Here is a 17,747-nt window from a genome sequence, read left to right as displayed (position 1 = left end):
GATGTCATCCCTAGATGGAGTATTGCCCCCATGCGACAGGCCGGGAAGTGGTTGGCTGTGGTTGCACTGACGGCTGTGCTGGTGCCTTTTGAGAATCCTGTTTTTTCTAATGAACCCTGGAGTCTGACGGTCTCGGCGATGGCTCAAAGTGTCGAAGACCGTAAGGTTGAGGCGGATCGACTGTTGCAACAAGGCGTTGAATACGCCGAAGCCAGCCAGTTGCGAGAGGCTATTCAACATTGGGAGCAAGCGCTGATGCTCTATCAAGCTATTCAGGATCGTGATAGCGAAGGTCGCACGTTAGCTAATTTAGGTGGTGCCCACTACATTCTAGGAAACTATTCCCTAGCGATTGACTTCTATGAGCAAGGGTTGACTATCGCCCGTGAGAGAGGGGCTCGTGGTGGTGAAGCCTATATCTTGAATGGTTTGGGTAATGCTTATTTTGGTTTAGGAAGCTATCGCCAAGCGATTGCATTTTATGAGCACAGTCTGACTATCACCCGTGCGATTAGAGATCGCAACGGCGAAGGACATGCCTTAGGAGGGCTAGGTAGTGTTTACGACAGATTGGGAGACTATCAACGAGCCCTTAGTTTCTATGAGCAGAGCCTGGAACTTGCCCGTCAGATGGGGAATCAGGATAGTGAAGCTAACACACTAGGCCAAATCGGCTATACCTACGGCCAGTTGGGGCAAACTCAACAAGCCATTGACTTTTTTGAACAAAGTTTGGCTATTGCCCGCGAAGTTGGTGATCGAGTTAGTGAAAGCAGCGCTCTCACTAGCTTAGGAGTTAGTTACGTCACGCTGGGGCAGTATCAACGTGCAATTGATGTTTATGAGCAAGCCTTAAAGATTTCCCGCGAGATTGGTGATTCCAGATCAGAAGGAGTCGCTTTATATCACCTAGGTAATGCTTATCTTTGGCTTTTGAACTATCAAGAAGCTATCAGTCTCTATGAAAAAAGTTTGGCCATTTCCCGTGAAATTGGAGATCGTCCTGGCGAAGGTAGTTCGCTGGGTGGGTTAGCCTATGCTAATGTCATTTTAGGGCAATATCATCAAGCTTTTCAAGAATATCAGCAAGCTCTATCTATTGCTAGGGAGACTGGCAATCGGGCAGAAGAAGGTTTATTGCTGAGCCATATCGGGTTTCTGTTAGCGGAACAGAACCAACTTGAACTGGCGATTACCTTTCTCAAAGCCAGTGTCGAGGTGCGGGAATCTATTCGTGGTGATATTCGTGGACTGGATACGGCCCTGCAACAGTCCTTCACCGATACTATTGCCGATGCCTACCGCTTCTTAGCCGACCTGCTGTTGCAACAAAACCGCATCCTAGAAGCCCAGCGGGTGTTGGATTTGCTGAAGGTGCAGGAACTGGATGATTCTCTGGGAGGAGTTCGCAGCACCGACGACACCAGCGGCAGCGTAGCCTTTTGGCCAATGGAAACCGACCTGCTGGCCCTTTACAACCAAGTCATTGCCGATGCCGACGAACTTGCTCAACTGCAAGCTGCCGACTACGACAGCCTTAGCCCCACTCAGCAACAGCGCCTCTCCACCCTGCGTCAGCGTAATGCCGATGTGCAACGCCGCTTCACCGCCTTTTTAGAGTTGCCGGAGGTGCGGCAGCTATTGGCCCAAATTCGTCAGGAAACTGAGGGCCAAAATTTAGCTATCGAAACCCAGCATCGCGCCCTGCAAAACAACCTACGCGCCTTGCCCCAAAAGACGGCCCTGCTCTACCCGCTGATTTTGCCTGACCGCCTCGAACTCGTCCTCGTCACCGCTGATGGCCCACCCCTGCGCTACCCCATCGCCGTATCGGGGGCCGAACTCAACCGCACCATCGTGGCCTTTGGCCAAGCCCTCAAAAACCCGCGTAGCGATATTCAGCCCCTCGCCCAGCAGCTCTATGGTTGGCTGGTGGCTCCGTTAGAAGATGCCCTGGCCCAGGCGGGGATTGAGTCGTTACTCTATGCGCCGGATGGTGCCCTGCGCTATGTGCCCCTGGCGGCGTTGCACGATGGCGACCAGTATTTAGCCCAGCGCTTCAGCCTCAGCCACATTACGGCGGTGTCGCTCTCTAACTTTGACCGGGTGCCCGATGCTCATCGGCGGCGACTGCTGGCAGCAGCCTGTGCGGAGTGCACCTTTACGGTGAATGTGGGCGACCGGGCCTTTACCTTCGAGGACTTGCCCTACACCGAAACCGAGGTCAACACCCTAGCCGCGCAAATCCCCAATACTCGGGTATTGCTCAACCAGGGCTTTAGCCGAGCCGAGCTAGAGAATCGCCTGGGCAGCTACAGCATTTTCCACCTGGCCACCCATGGGGCGGTGGTAGAAAATGACCCGCGCCAATCCTTTGTGGTGCTGGGCAGTGGTGAGTATGTGACCCTCGAAGATATTCGCCGAAGCTGGAACCTGAACCATGCCGAACTGGTGGTGCTGAGTGCCTGCGAAACGGCGGTGGGCAGTGCAGAACTGGGCAGCGGCGTAGAAATTTTGGGTCTGGGCTATCAAATCCAGGAGGCGGGGGCGATGGGGGTTCTAGCTTCCCTATGGAAGGTGAGCGACCAGGGCACCCAGGTACTCATGGGAGCCTTTTATGATGCGCTAGGGCAGGGTCTGACCAAAGCCGAAGCGTTGCAGGCGGCGCAGAACGCACTGATTACCAATGATTTTTCGGCGGTGGGAGGTACCCGCGCCACCGGAGAGTTAGTGGAGATCGCCACAGGCCAGCCGCTCCAGAGCCGAGAGAGCCGTAACTTGGCTCACCCCTACTTTTGGGCACCGTTTATTCTCATTGGCAACGGTCTTTAAGTTTGGCCACTCCCAGATTGATCCACCGCGATGAATGATCCTAGTGGCCAACTATAAAAGCAAGCTATCTTAATCTCGCCGCCTACTTTGCAGGTTTCCCAACAACGAAGCTAGGGACCCGGTTTCGCGTACCAGAGTGCTCAGAGTTGGGCGATACCAATCAACAATCAGTCCAGAAATCGGGTTTCTTGGCAAAGCTGAATAGGTTCACCCAGCCCAGAAATAGGTAGTGGTGACGTTGGATAGCGCTAGAGGTTTGAGCGAATGGAAGATGATCGCAACCTGCTGAGTCATAAACTCAACCCAAAAATGAATGTATTCCAGAAAAATTATCTGATAAAAAACATGAAAATCCTGCAATCGATTGTCTTCATCCCCTTAACGGCGTCTATCTTATTTCTGGCAGAGGGTGTGAACCCTCGATCAGCCAGTGCTAGGTTTATTGGCTCTCTCCATTCGGGACAACGGAATTATGTTGATTATAATCTTGGCCCCGGCACCTATGTTCTAAATGCCTCCACCATTCTTGGTGATGTTGATATCCGAATCTATGATGCTACCCGCCGAAATCTCTTACTAGAAGCTCCTAATCGGATTGGCAATGAATCGTTTGAGTTTACAGTTAACCATGGGGGCACCTTCTCGATTCAATACTCAATGTTTGGCTGCATCAATCCATTGGGCGCTTGTCCTGTCAGCTTAGAGGTAATTAGAAGATAAGACACAATACTAAGGCACTAGCACATTACGCAGCAGGCTAGGAGGGTAACGACAGCCCTCTTCGCATTAAATCTTTCCAAATATTTTCGTTTTTTGGTTTCTAGTAGATAAAGATAATAGATGGTACGGGCATAAACAAAGCTTGATGCTCCTGCAGGCTCGCACACCATTTTTACTAGGTTCAGAATTGTGGTGGGTTTAGTATACTCCAGAAACTATCTCATCTTTGGTTTAGGTGGCTTTATGCAAGGCTCTTCCCTGCTTTCAGTGCTCCTCTCTTGGTTGCTTTTTCCTGTAGCCCTGCCTGCCGCTGTATTGCTGTTGCCAGAACAAGCCTTTGCCCAAGTAGAGCAGGCCGTTACACCTCAAAGGTTAGAAGGGAGTCTTGACCAAACAAGCCAAGTGATGACTAGTGATGGGAGTTATTACAACGCCCATACTTTTGAAGGACAAGCAGGGCAGACCATTCGCATTGACATGGAGAGTCGTGAGTTTGATACCTTCCTATGGTTGCTGGCTCCAGATGGCTCTGTTTTGACACAAAATGACGACTTTGATGGAACAAATTCTCGCATTTTTGTTACGCTGCCTACTACAGGTATTTACACACTGTGGGCAAATTCTTATGATAAAAATGAAATTGGATCTTATACTCTTTTAATTCAGCCTTCTTTTGTAGAAGAAATTGAGATAGGTGCCCACTTTGTTGAGGGTATACTCGATCAAACGAGTCAAGTTTCGCCTAATGATGGCAGTTATTACAATGTACATACATTTGAAGGACATGCAGGACAAACCATTCGCATTGATATGGTAAGTGAGGAATTTGACACCTTCCTAATCCTGCTAGCTCCCAATGGAGCAGAGCATCTTCCTTATCAGTTGCTACAAAGCGATGATTCAGCAGGGGTTCATTCTCTCATTGTTGCTACACTACCTACTACAGGTACATACAGCCTGTTGGCAAATTCTCATGCGGTTGGAGATACTGGATCTTATCGTCTAAAACTCCAGCTAGCCTCTACAGAAGATGCGCTTTCCGCTTCATACTTAAGAGAGGCAGATGGGTTATTTTACCAGGGTATTCGACAAAATCAAGTCGGAAATTTTCAAAAAGCTTTGCAATCCTTTAATCAGGCATTAGAGCTGTACCGTAACCCGACAGTGCAATCTATTTTTCCGCAACTAGGTAGACAGGGTCAAAGTAACACACTGAGTAATTTAGCAAGTCTGTATAACAATCTAGGGCAATATGAAGAAATGCGTACCCTCTATGAGCAACAGCTTGCTACTGCGCGCGCGATTGGTCATCTATCAGGTGAAGGAAGTGCCTTGGGTGGCCTAGGAATTTCCTATTATCAACTAGGGCGATACGAGGAGGCAATTTCACTCTATGAACAATCCCTTGAGATTAATCGTCAGATCAGCGATCAGTGGGCCGAAGGAGCCATGCTGGTGCTTTTGGGTGCCATCTATGACCGACTAGGGCAGTATGAGGAGGCAATTTCACTGTATGAGCAAAGTATCACTATTGGCCATGAAATTGGTGATCGACATAATGAAGGAAATGCACTCGTTAATTTAGCAGCTACCTACACTAAATTAGGTCAATATCAAGAGGCGATTACATGGTCTAGTCAATCTCTTTTAATCTTTCGCGAAATCAATGATCGAAGGGGTGAAGGATTTGGACTAAATGAGTTGGGTCTGGCTTACTATGAATTAGATCAATTTTCTGATTCAACAAATGCATTTTTGAGTGCGATTTCTATTTTTGATTCCCTCCGAACAGCAAGTTTATCTGATGCTGAAAAAGTTTCCTTTTTTGATACTTATCTAGGCGCTTACTCAAATCTCCAGCGATCACTAGTTGGCCAAAATAAGCCAGAACAAGCTCTGGTTTATGCAGAACAAGGTAGAGCCAGAGCCTTTGTAGAGTTGTTGGCTAACCGCATCGCAAATAACGCTAACACCAACGTGACAAGTTTAGAGTCTATCAATGGCCTCGACTTGGCAGGAATTCAACGGGTTGCCAGAGAACAGAATGCTACCCTAGTCAATTATTCCGTTATTTCAGAAAAATCTCTTTTTATCTGGGTGGTTCAGCCCACCGGGGAAATTGAATTTCAGCAGGTAGATTTGGGTGATGAAAATCTACCTGAATTGGTCAATTTAGTACGCGAAACCCTGGGGGCGCGAAGCCAAGACCGGGCTACCGTTATCGCCGAAGTGACCCCCGAAGAGGCGGAACGGCGTCAGGGTCAGCGGCAACAGCAGTTGCGACAACTCCACCGATTCTTAATTGAGCCGATTGCCCAATCGTTACCCACGGATCCTAACGAGCGGGTGGTTTTTATTCCTCACCAAGATTTATTTCTAGTTCCCTTTGCGGCCTTGGTAGATGGCAACGGCGACTACTTAATCGAAAACCACACCATTCTCACGGCTCCCTCCATTCAAGTCCTTGACCTCACCGCTCAACAGGCAGTGGCTCAGCAGGCCCGCACAGATCGACCCACTGACCTGCTGATTGTCGGCAACCCGACCATGCCCTCCGTCTGGAACCCCCAGACCAACCAAACCACACAACTCAGCAACCTACCCGGAGCTGAGCGGGAGGCCATCGCCATTGCCGATACCCTGGATGCCAACGCTCTCCTCAGTGGTAACGCCAGCAAATCCGCCGTTGTCGCGCAGATGCCTGCGGCGCGGGTGATCCACCTCGCTACCCACGGGCTGCTGGAATATGGCACCCCGGAGGACTCTGGCGTGCTGGATGTGCCGGGGGCGATTGCGCTGGCCCCTTCTGCCAACGATAGTGGCTTGCTCACCGCTGCCGAAATTCTGCAAATGAACCTGAACGCCGAACTGGTAGTGTTGAGCGCCTGCGACACCGGGGGAGGACGGATTACAGGCGATGGGGTGATTGGCCTATCTCGTGCTTTTGTAACGGCGGGGGTGCCCAGTTTAATGGTGTCGCTGTGGGCCGTGGATGATGCCGCCACCGCCGAATGGATGGTGACGTTTTACGACCAGTGGGAACAAACCGGAGACAAAGCCCAAGCCGTTCGGCAAGCCATGCTGACGACCCTAGAAAACCACCCCGATCCCCGACTGTGGGCGGCGCTTACGCTGATGGGGCAAGCCGAATAGTGCTCTGAGTTTGTGATCAATTAATTATCCTTTCCCATGCCATCATCTGAATCGGTCACTCTGGCCCAGACCTATATAGTGGTGTCACCCCCAGGCGGAGCATTGCCCCTATGAGATATGCAGCAAAGTGGTTGGGTTTGGTCGCAGCAACGGCGGTTATGGTGCCCTTTGCCGAGATCCCAGGGTCCTTCAAAGAACCCTGGGATCTGATACCCGCCGCGATGGCCCAGGCTGATTCTGAAATTCTTCTTCAGGTAGAGGGGGTGCTTGAGGACGGTGATAGCATCCTCAACGATGGCAGCCTGTACGACGCCCACACCTTTGAGGGACGGGCGGGCCAAATAGTCGCCATCACTCTGGAAAGCCTTGAATTCGACACGTTTTTGCTGCTGAGAGATAGCAAGGGCAACGAGCTAGCTAGGAATGATGATATCGACACCGAGGCAGGCAACTACCACTCATTCATCACGCTGACGCTGCCTGCCAATGGCACCTACCAAGTTTGGGCCAACGGGCTAGAGGCCACCTCTCGCGGGCGCTATCGGCTGACGGTTGTGGAGAGTGCTCCTGAGCAAGCTGTGCCTTTGCTGAGTGGGGCGGCTTTGCAGCATTTGCGGCAGGTGGAGGCCAATCGGCTATTGCAACAGGGTGGGCAGCAACTTAACATTAGCCAGTTTCGGGAGGCACTGCGATCATGGGAACAGGCGCTGGCTCTCTATCTAGAGAGCCAAGATCGCCAAGGAGAAGGGAACGCTCTAGGGAATTTGGGCCTTGCTTACGAAAGATTGGGAGACTATCGCCAAGCCATTGCTTTCCATGAACAAAGTCTGGCGATCATCCGCGAGATTGGCAACCGGGCAGGGGAAGGCAGTGTTCTAGGGAATTTGGGTATTGCTTACGGCAGTTTGGGAGACTATCGCCAAGCCATTGCTTTCCATGAACAAAGTTTGGCAATCGCCCGCGAGATTGGCAACCGGGCAGGGGAAGGCAGTGTTCTAGGGAATTTGGGCAATACTTACCGCAACTTTGGGGACTATCGCCAAGCCATCGCTTTCCATGAACAAAGTCTGGCTATCTTCCGCGAGCTCGGCGATTCTCCAGAGGAGAGGCTTCGCCAACGGGCGCGTGAAGGAACTGCCCTGGGGAATTTGGGCAATGCTTACTACAGCCTGGGAGACTATCGCCAAGCCATTGCTTTCCATGAGCAAAGTTTGACGATCGCCCGCGAGATTGGTGATCGGGCAGGGGAAGGACGTGCCCTGAGTGGTTTGGGCAATACTTACCGCAACTTGGGAGACTATCGCCAAGCCATTGCCTTCTATGAGCAAGATTTGACGATCGCTCGTGAGATTGGCGATCGAGCAGGGGAAGGAGGTTCCCTAGGGAATTTGGGTATTGCTTACGGCAGTCTGGGGGACTATCGCCAAGCCATTGCTTTCTATGAGCAAAGTTTGGCGATCTCCCGCAAGATTGGAGATCGGGCAGGGGAAGGACGTGCCCTAGGGAATTTGGGTAGTGCTTACGACGGTTTGGGAGACTATCGCCAAGCTATTGCCTTGCATGAACAAAGTTTGGCAATCGACCGCGAGATTGGCAATCGGGCAGGGGAAGGACGTGCCCTAGGGAATTTGGGTAGTGCTTACGACGGTTTGGGAGACTATCGCCAAGCCATGGCTTTCTATGAACAAGGTCTAGCTCTTTTCCGCGAGATTGGTGATCGAGCAGGGGAAGGGCTTGCCCTGAGTAACCTTGGTGTTCTCTTTGATGAGCAAAGCAACCCCGACTTAGCCATTGTCTTCCTCAAAGCCAGCGTTGCAGTACATGAATCCATTCGCAGCGACATTCGTGGCCTAGACACTAATCTGCAACAGTCCTTCACCGACACCATTGCCGGGTCTTATCGTCGTCTAGCCAACCTGCTCCTCTCCCAAGGACGCATACCCGAAGCCCAGCAGGTGCTCGACCTGTTGCAGCTCGAAGAACTGCGTGAGTTCACCAACACCCGCGCCACCTGGACTGGCACCGCCGTGGCCTATACCGACACCGAGCAACCCATCGTCGCAGCCCACGGCGACCTGATCGCCTTTGGCCAGGAGGTGGCCGCCTGTCGTCGAACCAACTGTCCCGACCTCAACGACCTGAACCAGCAGCTCACCACCCTTAACCACCAGTATCAAGACCGGGTTGCCACCTTCCAAGACCAGGCACGGCAGAATCGGCGGAACGACGATATTTTCCAAGACCCCAGCCGCCTGGGCAGCGATGCCCGTGCCTTGCTGGCCGCCAACCCCAACTCGGTCTTGATTTATCCCTTCGTCACCGAAGACAAGCTGTGGCTACTGTGGGCCACCGCTGGTGCTGTGGGCACGGTGGAAGTGTCGGTCTCCCAGGCCGAGCTATCCAGGGCCGTGCAGCGGTTGGGAGAACAGTTGACCCGAGCGGGCAACCTCAGCGACCTGCAAGCCCCCAGCCAGCAGCTCTACGACTGGTTGGTGCGGCCCCTGGAAGCGCCCCTGGAGGCTAACAACATTGAACAACTGATTTTCGTCAATGACCGGGTCACCCGCTACATCCCCATGGCGGTGCTGTTTGATGGGGAACGCTATCTACTGGAGCGCTACACCCTCTCCACCGTCCTTTCTCCGGCGGTGACCAACACCACCAGCCGCCTGGGGGCCGTGGACGAGGCTCCGGTGCTGGGACTAGGGCTGACCCAGGCGTTTCCAGGCTTTGACCCGCTACCTGCGGTCAAGGATGAGCTGACGGGCATCGTGCGGGGGGCGGCGGCCCCTGGCCAGGGCATTTTCCCTGGCAGCGTCTTTTTCGATCAAGACTTTACCCTCAATACCCTGGAGACTAATCTGCTGGGGCACCGAGTGCTGCACATTGCCACCCACGCCGCCTTTGTGCCCGGACGACCTCGTGATTCCTATATTCTGCTGGGGGATGGCAGTCGCCTGGAGGTGGCAGACATCGAAGCGCGGGAACACCTGCTGGAGGATCTACACCTGGTGGTGCTCTCCGCCTGTCAGACGGCGTTGGGTGGCCCCGCTGGGGACGGCTCCGAAATTGCGGGCATTAGCTCCTACTTTCTGGCTCCAGGGCGGGCCGAAACCGTGATCGCCTCTCTGTGGAAGGTGAACGACGACAGCACCAGTGTCATGATGCAGCGGTTCTACGAGTTCCTAGCCACAGGCGAACTGACCAAAGCTGAGGCCCTGCGTCAGGCGCAGCTCAGCCTGCTCTACAACGAAGATACCGCCACCCGCCTCGCTGCTTCCCGAGCCTCTATCTCGGTTGAGACCCTTGATAGCAGACCGCTCTCAGCAGTGGGCTCCCAGCACCCCTACCACTGGGCACCATTCATTCTGATTGGCAATGGCCTCTAGTCGTGTCGCACTATCCCGCAGGCTGTTTCCTGTTGGAAGACATTGCGTAAACGACTTGGCTCAGCCAGCGGACTCTATTCCCGGACAGGCAAGCCTTGCCAAAATTCCTGAAACTCCATGAATAAGTTCTCGGTGGTCAGCAATAGTTAATAGTGGCGGGGGGAATGACCCTGCCACCCTGACTGTTACCCTTGGCCCACACGTTTCAGCAACCCATGGATACCGCTTCCCGCTATTGGCAACTGGTGCGCCTGACGAGTTCAGGGCAGTGTCAGGTGCAGGCGCTTCCCCAAGTGCAAGCCTGGTTCCAGGCCACCATTGCCTCTGCCCCCGAAGCTGATTGGTCGCAGATGATCTTTCTCACCTGGGCGGCGGGTGGCCCAGAGGCGGATCTAGCGCAGCTCAGCCTGCGGTGCTTTATTAGTCACCAGATTCAGCAGGTGTGTTTGGGTTTGGCCCAGCGGTTTGGGCGAGACTATGGCTTTGCCGCCACCGATTTGTTCTACCTGGTGCTGGATGACGATGGGCGACTAGACGCGACCTCTCCGCCCTTTAGCCTGGAAATTTTGGCCACCTACGACCCCGCCAAAGCCGCCCTCAGCACCTGGGCCAGTCGGCGCACCAGCCATCATCCGGCCTTAAACCAGGCGCTGTTAGAAAAAGGACTCTATCGCGCCAGCGACTGGGCCATTTTGAACGACACCCAACCCGGCCAACTCCAGCGCATTCTGCGGCAGTATCACCTGTGCAGCGAGTATGAAGTGACCCAGGCAACCACCCTGCTAGGGCGCTATCACCAGGTTTACCAACGGGCGCGGATCGCCCAGCGTGTGAGTGGAAAAGGAGGCCGCTGCCAAACGCCCACCGCCGAGCAACTACGGGCCATCAACCCCGACCTGCCACCCAAAGACGTGCTGGCTCAACTGCGCCAACTGGCGGCCCAACTGCGGCAGTATCGGGTTCATGTGCGGGGTGGGCCTGCCCCGGTCTACCACAGCGACGGCCTCGACTGGGAAACGGTGGCCACCACCCAAACCAGCCAGCCCCCCGATCCAGGCGACGACCAAGACGAGTTTTTGCAAGCCTATCGCCAAGCTCTGGTGAAGGAACTGGATGGGGCGATTGCCGCCGTCATTCAGGCCAATGTGGATCGGCTGCGAGGCCGCAAACCACCGCAGGATCGGGCCTACGTGCAAGGGCTGCACCTCTTCCACTGCCGGGGGCTACCCATGGGCAAATTTGCCGCCGACATCGGCCTCACTTCCCAGGTGCAGGTCAATCGCTTGCTCAACCTCAAACGGCTGCGGTCGGAGGTGCGCCATCGCCTGCTGCCCAACATTTACGAAACCGTCCGGCGTCAGGCCGTGGCCTATGTCTCTGCCGACCGCTTGCAGGCCATCGACCAAACCCTAGAAACCCTGCTGGCCGAAACGGTAGATAGCCTCCTGGCCGAAGCCGCCGCCGAAGCCCAACAGCCCAAGGGCCGCACCGCCAAAAGCCTGTTTTCTCAGCAGCTTTGTATCACCATTCATTCCTTTATGCCGGGTGCCGAGTCATGATGTTGCCCTCTTTCGCTGCCCATCCCTTCATCGCCCTTCGTCCTATGAGCCACGCCACAGAATCGACCGAGTTTGAGTTTGAGCCCAGCCACGCTACCACCGTCGCCCTGTCACCCGCTGCGATGGACTGGGCAGTGCGGGCTTGTCAGCAACATCCTGACGAGTCTCAGCAGTGGCCAACCTTGCTGCGGGCCATGGCGGTGCAGGGGCTACAAACCTGGCTAGAATCTGGGGCCAATGATCTCCCGCTGTATTACGACCCCAACGGTCTTCCTACCCCGGATTCCCTCTACACGGTCAACGATTTTCGACTGGCCATCGTGGCCCAGGGTAGCCTCAGTGATGACGTAGTGACGATTCCCCAAAGCAGCCTAGACGATGCCGCCCACTTCGCCCACCTCTATATCTTGGCGGAAGTCCACGAAGAAGCGGATCAAGTCACCATCCTGGCAGGACTCCGACGCGATCATCTGCTGGCCCACCAACGCCGGGGAGATCTCATCCTTCAAGCCGATGGCACCTATGTTGTACCCGTGGCCTACTTCGACCGTTCTCCCGAAGATATTCTGCTCTACCTCACCTGCCTGAATCCTGACCAACTGGCGGCATCCAGCCCCGAATCTGCCCCAACCCAGGCGACTCCGGCATCCGCCCTATCTGCAACAGGACAACGGCCCGATCTAGCTCAGTCGATGGATCGCCTAATCAACGCAGGCCGCTGGTTGCGCGACCAACTCGACACCGTGGCCGATGGGCTGGCCTGGAACCTGCTGCCCCCCTTGGCCCCCGCCCACGCCATGATGTCCGTCAGCACCCCCGCCGAGCAGCTTGAGGCCGTCTTGCGCCAGCTTGCCCCCCAAGGGGTCTCCATTCCCAGAACCGCGCGAGGAGCCTACACCGACCTCCAGCGCGTGGGGCTTCCCTTTCGCCTCTACGCCCTCACCTGGACGATGTTTGAGTCTTCGCCGCCGGAATGGTCGATTATTTTCTTCCTGGGGCCAGTACCCGGAGAGCAGCTCCCCCCCGGTATCCGCCTCGTGGTGCGCGATGCCGAAGGCATTTTGGTAAACCAAACCCCAGGCCCAGACCTCACCTACGTCTACGGTCAGGTAATCGGCGCCTGGGATGAGCAGTTTACCGTTACCGTTGAAATGCCCAACGGCTCTACCCTGAACTGGCCCCCCTTTGCCTTTCAGCCAGAAATCTAGTCGCACGCCTAGCCCAGCCCGTAGGATACCTTCGCGAAGCAATGCCCCCCCAGAGCTAGGCCAAGGTTGGAGGGTTTTGGGTTGCCGTGCCAGGAATTTGGAAAAGTCAGCGTGAATAGGTTCTGTATCGCCAGCCATAGATCAGGATGCCCCCATTCAACCGTTGTTCCATGAACGTTCAGCTATCGTTCCGTTGCACCGTAGCCACCGTTGCCCTCATCGGAGCCAAACTTGCCGATGTCCAAACCACCCTATCCCGCCAGGTTGCCCAAGCCCACCGCACCGAAGGTCTGCTCTACCTGCAACTAGAGCGATGGCCCCAGGCGATGGCCTGCTACCAAAAAGCAATTCCCGCCTTTCGCGCCGCCCAAGACTGGCTGGGCCTAGGGCAAACCTGTTGCCAACTGGCGACCCTAATGCTGCAACGGTATGACTACACATCCGCCCGCCGCTGGGCCAATCTTGCAGTACACAGCTTTACCAAGGCCAGCCTCACCCCCCACCCCCCCACCGAGGTACAAACCCACCATGCCGCCGCCCTGCACCTGCTGGGTCAGGCCAACTTCTGTGAGGGGCACTATGCCCTGGCGGTAAAACAGCTTGAACAGGCACTCTCGATTCGCCATAGGCTAGGTGATGAAGTGGGCGAAGCGCTGGTGCTGGTTGACCTCGGCCAGGTGTACCAAGCTCAGTCGCAATACTGGTATGCCCTGGCTTGCTACGAAGGGGCGCTGGATATGGCCCAATCTAAATCAGCGGTGTTTGAGGGCCGCTGGTTTGAGGTGAAGGTGCGGCGAAAGATGGCGAAACTCTGCCGCCTCTGTGGCCACGGGGATTTGGCCATGAAGCACCATTTGGAAGCGTTGGCGCTGGGGCAGTAGTCGCTAGGTGTAGCACGGTCAGCGCGGCCAATCATGAATCTCTGAATTGCCCAGTCGCTTTTATGCGACAATTCATCTATGGAAAGCAAGCCCAGGTTAGTCAAATCCTACGTGACACCCGGTGGCAAAACCCCCTTCAAGACTTGGATTAAGGGTCTGAAGGACAAACGATATAAGGCCAGGATCTTGCAGCGGATTGATCGACTGCGGCTAGGCAACTTTGGCGATTGTCGTAGTGTGGGGGCGGGGGTGTACGAATTAAGGCTCAGCTTTGGGCCAGGGTTTCGGGTTTACTTTGGGTTGGATGGGGCTGAGATCGTGATTTTGCTTTGCGGCGGCGACAAGTCTTCTCAGCCGCAGGATATTCAGAATGCCCACGACTATTGGCAGGAGTATACAAGCCATGCCGACTGAAAGCTATGACGATATTTTGGTTGAAGAACTGTGTGATGTTGAGGTAGCGGCGGACTATCTCTCAGCGGCGATTGAGGGCGGCAATGTTGCGGAGTTTTTGATGGCGCTGCGCTATGTGGCCGATGCCCACGGCGGGGTTGGTATTTTGGCTGAAATTACAGACCTCAATCGCCAAAGCCTGTACAAGATGTTGTCTGAGCATGGCAACCCAACGCTGATCAATCTGATTGCGGTTTTGAAGTCAGTGGGTTTGACCCTGACCGTAAAGCCGATTGAGTCGAACGCAGCCTAGGCAATCGCCATAGCAGAGCATGGAAGCTGAGCCTATCGGCGTCGGTAGCACCAAATCCTAAAGATTGTCTGGGCCAAACTGAATAAGCTCGGCTCGGCCAGGACTATATAAGGAGGAAATGCCCCTGTTATCGACCCCCTAGCCCCCAGAGGTTGCGATGAAATCCCTGCCCCAGCCTATCCGCAGACTGCTTTGGATATTTCAGAAAAGCAGGCCAACCCGTTTGGCGAGTTTGGCGCTGCTGGCGCTGCTGCTGCTGGGCCATAGCCCCAGGGCGTGGTCGCAGCCCTCGGCCCAGGGTAAGTCGATAAAGGTGGCCCAGTCGGTTCCAGACTTTGAGCCGCTGACTTTTACGGGGGTGCTGGATGAGAACAGCGAAACTATGAGCGATGGCCGATTTTGGACTGTCCACATGTTTGAAGCTGTAGCGGGTCAAATTGTGGTCATTGATCTCATCAGCGATGAATTTGACACATTTTTAGGATTATTTGACCTCAATCGCGAACTGGTTGGTGCAAATCATGATGGTGGAGAAGGCACCAATGCTCGTCTTGTTCTGAGCTTGCCTGACACGGGCACATACCAGGTTAGTGTGCTCTCTTTTATCTCCGGTGAAACGGGACGTTATCAATTAACCATACAACCTGGAACCACGGCTGACGTAGAGCGAGCCGAACAACGAGCTGAAGCAGTCCGTATCAATGCTCAGGGAGTTGAGCTGTATGAGGCAGGGCGCTTTGATGAGGCAGAACCACTATTCCAGGAGTCCCTACGAATTCTTGGTGGACTGTTGGGTGACAGCCACCCTGATGTCGCTAGCAGTCTTAATAACCTTGCTTCGACATATCAGGCCCAAGGGCGCTACGGGGAGGCAGAATTACTCTTTCAAGAGGCGTTGGAAATTAGCCATGAGCATTTGGGTAACAGCCACCCTGACGTCGCCCAAAGCCTAGACCACTTGGCTTCGCTGTACCATGATCAAGGGCGCTATGGGGAAGCTGAACCTCTCTACCAAGAGGCACTCACAATTCGTTATGAGCAGTTGGGCGACAGCCACCCCGACGTTGCCCAAAGCCTCAATGGCCTTGCCTTGCTGTACTTTGTGCAGGGGCGCTACGAGGAGGCCGAGCCTCTTTACCAGGAGTCGCTGACGATTCTTCGTGAGCATTTTGGCCCTAGCCACACTGATGTCGCCTCTAGCCTTAGTAATCTAGCTGGGCTGTATCAGGCTCAAGAACAATATGATCAGGCTGAATCCCTTCTCGAGGAATCACTAGCAATTCGCAGAGAGCATTGGGGCGGTAGTCACCCTGATGTTGCCCTAAATCTCAACAATTTGGCAACGCTGTACGTGGAACAAGGACGCTATAGGGAAGCTGAACTCTTCATGCAAGAGTCACTGGCGATTCATAGAGAGCATTTGGAAGACAGTCATCCTCATATCGCTACCAGCCTCAATAACTTAGTTGGGCTTTACCATGCTCAAAGCAGAATTGAGCCAGCGCTCACATACTTTCGGCAAGGACTGGCTATTGAAGAAGCCAACCTCAACCTAAACCTGGCCATCGGCTCTGATGATCGCAAACGGGCATACATCGCTACCCTTTCTGCCACCACCAATCATGTGACTTCTCTACACCTACAAAACGCCGCAACTAATCCCACCGCCGCCCGCCTCGCCCTCACCACCATACTCCGCCGCAAGGGCCGCGTCCTTGATGCCGTCACCGACACCCAACAACTCCTACGCCAAAACCTTAGTACCGACCTCGCCCCTTTGCTGGATGACTACACCGCCGCGCAAACCCAGCTCGCCACCCAACTTTATGCGGGTTTAGGCAACCAAGACCCAGAGGTCTACCGCAACCGCATCGACAACCTCCGCCAAGAAGCCAACCGCCTAGAGAACGAACTATCCCGCCGCAGCGCCGAGTTCCGGGTCGAAACCGAGCCGGTCGAAATCGAAGCCGTCCAGGCGCTGATTCCCGCTGATGCTGCCCTGGTGGAACTGGTGCAGTATCGCCCCTTCAACCCCGCCGCTAGCCAGTCCGAACGCTGGGGCACTCCTCGCTACGCCGCCTACATTCTGCACAGCACTGGCAATCCCAAATGGGTAGACCTGGGCGAGGCCGAAGCCATCGACACCGTCGCCCGTGCCTTCCTCGCCGCCACCCGCACCTCCCAAAATCTCACCCAAGCCCGCACCACCGCCCGCGCCCTGGATGATCTGGTCATGGCCCCCATCCGCCCCCTGCTCGGCGAGGCCACCCACCTGCTGCTCTCCCCCGACAGCCAGCTCAACCTGATCCCCTTCGCCGCCCTGCTTGACGAGCAAGACCGCTATTTGGTCGAAACCTACACCCTCACCCACCTCACCACCGGGCGCGACCTGCTGCGATTGCAGAACCCCGCCCCCAGCCAGCAGCCCCCGGTGATTTTCGCCAACCCCAACTACGACACCGCCAACCCCAACGCCACCCAACTCACCGCCGCCGCTTCTAACTCCCCTCTCCCCATGGGAGAGGGGCCGGGGGTGAGGGCCACCCAACGCTCCACCGACATCACCAACCTCCGCTTTGGCCCCCTCCCCGGCACCCAGCGAGAAGTCGAGGCCATCGCCCCCCTGCTGCCCAGCAACGCCATCCTCCTCACCGAAACCACCGCCACCGAAAACGCCCTCAAGGCCGTGCAAGCCCCCAGCATTCTGCACATCGCCACCCACGGATTTTTCCTCGAAGATGTGGAATTTGTGCCGCCCCCGGCCACCCGTGGCGACCGAGCCACCGGATTTTTGGAACCCACGGGCCTGGTTGCGCCGCCGACTCGCCCCGTCAACAACGAAAATCCCTTACTGCGGTCTGGGTTGGCCCTAGCTGGGTTCAACAGTCGCACCAGTGCTGGGGAAGATGGCGTTCTTACCGCCCTAGAGGCCACCACACTCAATCTGCGTGGCACTCGTTTGGTGGTGCTCAGCGCCTGCGAAACCGGGGTAGGTGACGTGGCCAATGGCGAAGGGGTCTATGGGCTGCGTCGCGCCTTTGTGATGGCTGGGGCCGAAAGCCAACTGATGAGCCTGTGGAAGGTGGACGACCTCGGCACCGCCGAACTGATGCAGCGCTATTACCAACGCCTCACCGACGGCGAAGGCCGCAGCGAAGCCCTGCGCCAAGTACAGCTTGAGTTTATGCAGAATCCGACCTACCAGCATCCCTACTACTGGGCCTCGTTTATGTTCTCTGGCCAATGGAGCCCGATGGAGTAATGGCCAACCTACGCCTTCTGAGCGGTATCTCCCCCTC

General features: G+C 55.2%; 10 protein-coding genes. All 10 read left to right on the top strand.

Annotated elements, in window-relative coordinates:
* Positions 1-30: 30 nt before the first annotated feature.
* The 10 genes from GFS31_RS08665 to GFS31_RS08620 all read left to right on the top strand — a co-directional run bounded on the left by GFS31_RS08665 (position 31) and on the right by GFS31_RS08620 (position 17,710).
* Positions 31-2,832 (top strand): CHAT domain-containing tetratricopeptide repeat protein, encoded by a 2,802-nt coding sequence (locus GFS31_RS08665; RefSeq protein WP_198807777.1) that lies wholly within the window; start codon positions 31-33, stop codon positions 2,830-2,832.
* Between the two features lie 264 nt (positions 2,833-3,096).
* Positions 3,097-3,552, top strand: a complete 456-nt coding sequence (locus GFS31_RS08660) for a hypothetical protein (protein ID WP_198807776.1) — start codon at positions 3,097-3,099, stop codon at positions 3,550-3,552.
* Between the two features lie 189 nt (positions 3,553-3,741).
* Positions 3,742-6,705, top strand: coding sequence for a CHAT domain-containing protein (locus tag GFS31_RS08655; protein ID WP_198807775.1), 2,964 nt, complete (start codon positions 3,742-3,744; stop codon positions 6,703-6,705).
* Positions 6,706-6,815: 110 nt separating this feature from the next.
* The gene (locus GFS31_RS08650; RefSeq protein WP_225907628.1) at positions 6,816-10,094 is read left to right on the top strand and encodes a tetratricopeptide repeat protein; all 3,279 of its coding nucleotides are present in this window, start codon (positions 6,816-6,818) and stop codon (positions 10,092-10,094) included.
* Positions 10,095-10,309: 215 nt separating this feature from the next.
* On the top strand, positions 10,310-11,653 hold the full coding sequence (locus GFS31_RS08645) for a hypothetical protein (protein WP_198807774.1): 1,344 nt from the start codon (positions 10,310-10,312) through the stop codon (positions 11,651-11,653).
* Entirely contained in the window at positions 11,650-12,861 is a 1,212-nt protein-coding gene (locus GFS31_RS08640) for a DUF1822 family protein (protein WP_225907627.1), read from the top strand. Before GFS31_RS08645 ends, GFS31_RS08640 begins: the two co-directional genes overlap by 4 nt.
* 170 nt (positions 12,862-13,031) lie before the next feature.
* Positions 13,032-13,742, top strand: coding sequence for a tetratricopeptide repeat protein (locus GFS31_RS08635; RefSeq protein WP_198807773.1), 711 nt, complete (start codon positions 13,032-13,034; stop codon positions 13,740-13,742).
* 78 nt (positions 13,743-13,820) lie between these two features.
* Positions 13,821-14,156, top strand: a complete 336-nt coding sequence (locus tag GFS31_RS08630; RefSeq protein ID WP_198807772.1) for a type II toxin-antitoxin system RelE/ParE family toxin — start codon at positions 13,821-13,823, stop codon at positions 14,154-14,156.
* Positions 14,146-14,448, top strand: coding sequence for a DNA-binding protein (locus GFS31_RS08625; RefSeq protein WP_198807771.1), 303 nt, complete (start codon positions 14,146-14,148; stop codon positions 14,446-14,448). The genes GFS31_RS08630 and GFS31_RS08625 overlap by 11 nt, the downstream gene beginning before the upstream one ends.
* A 157-nt stretch (positions 14,449-14,605) precedes the next feature.
* Positions 14,606-17,710 (top strand): CHAT domain-containing tetratricopeptide repeat protein, encoded by a 3,105-nt coding sequence (locus GFS31_RS08620; RefSeq protein WP_198807770.1) that lies wholly within the window; start codon positions 14,606-14,608, stop codon positions 17,708-17,710.
* The last annotated feature ends 37 nt before the right edge of the window (positions 17,711-17,747 follow it).

The organism is Leptolyngbya sp. BL0902 (assembly GCF_016403105.1).
Taxonomy (GTDB): domain Bacteria; phylum Cyanobacteriota; class Cyanobacteriia; order Phormidesmidales; family Phormidesmidaceae; genus Nodosilinea.
Note: the sequence above shows the minus strand (reverse complement) of the source record. Positions and strands in the feature narration are given on the sequence as shown.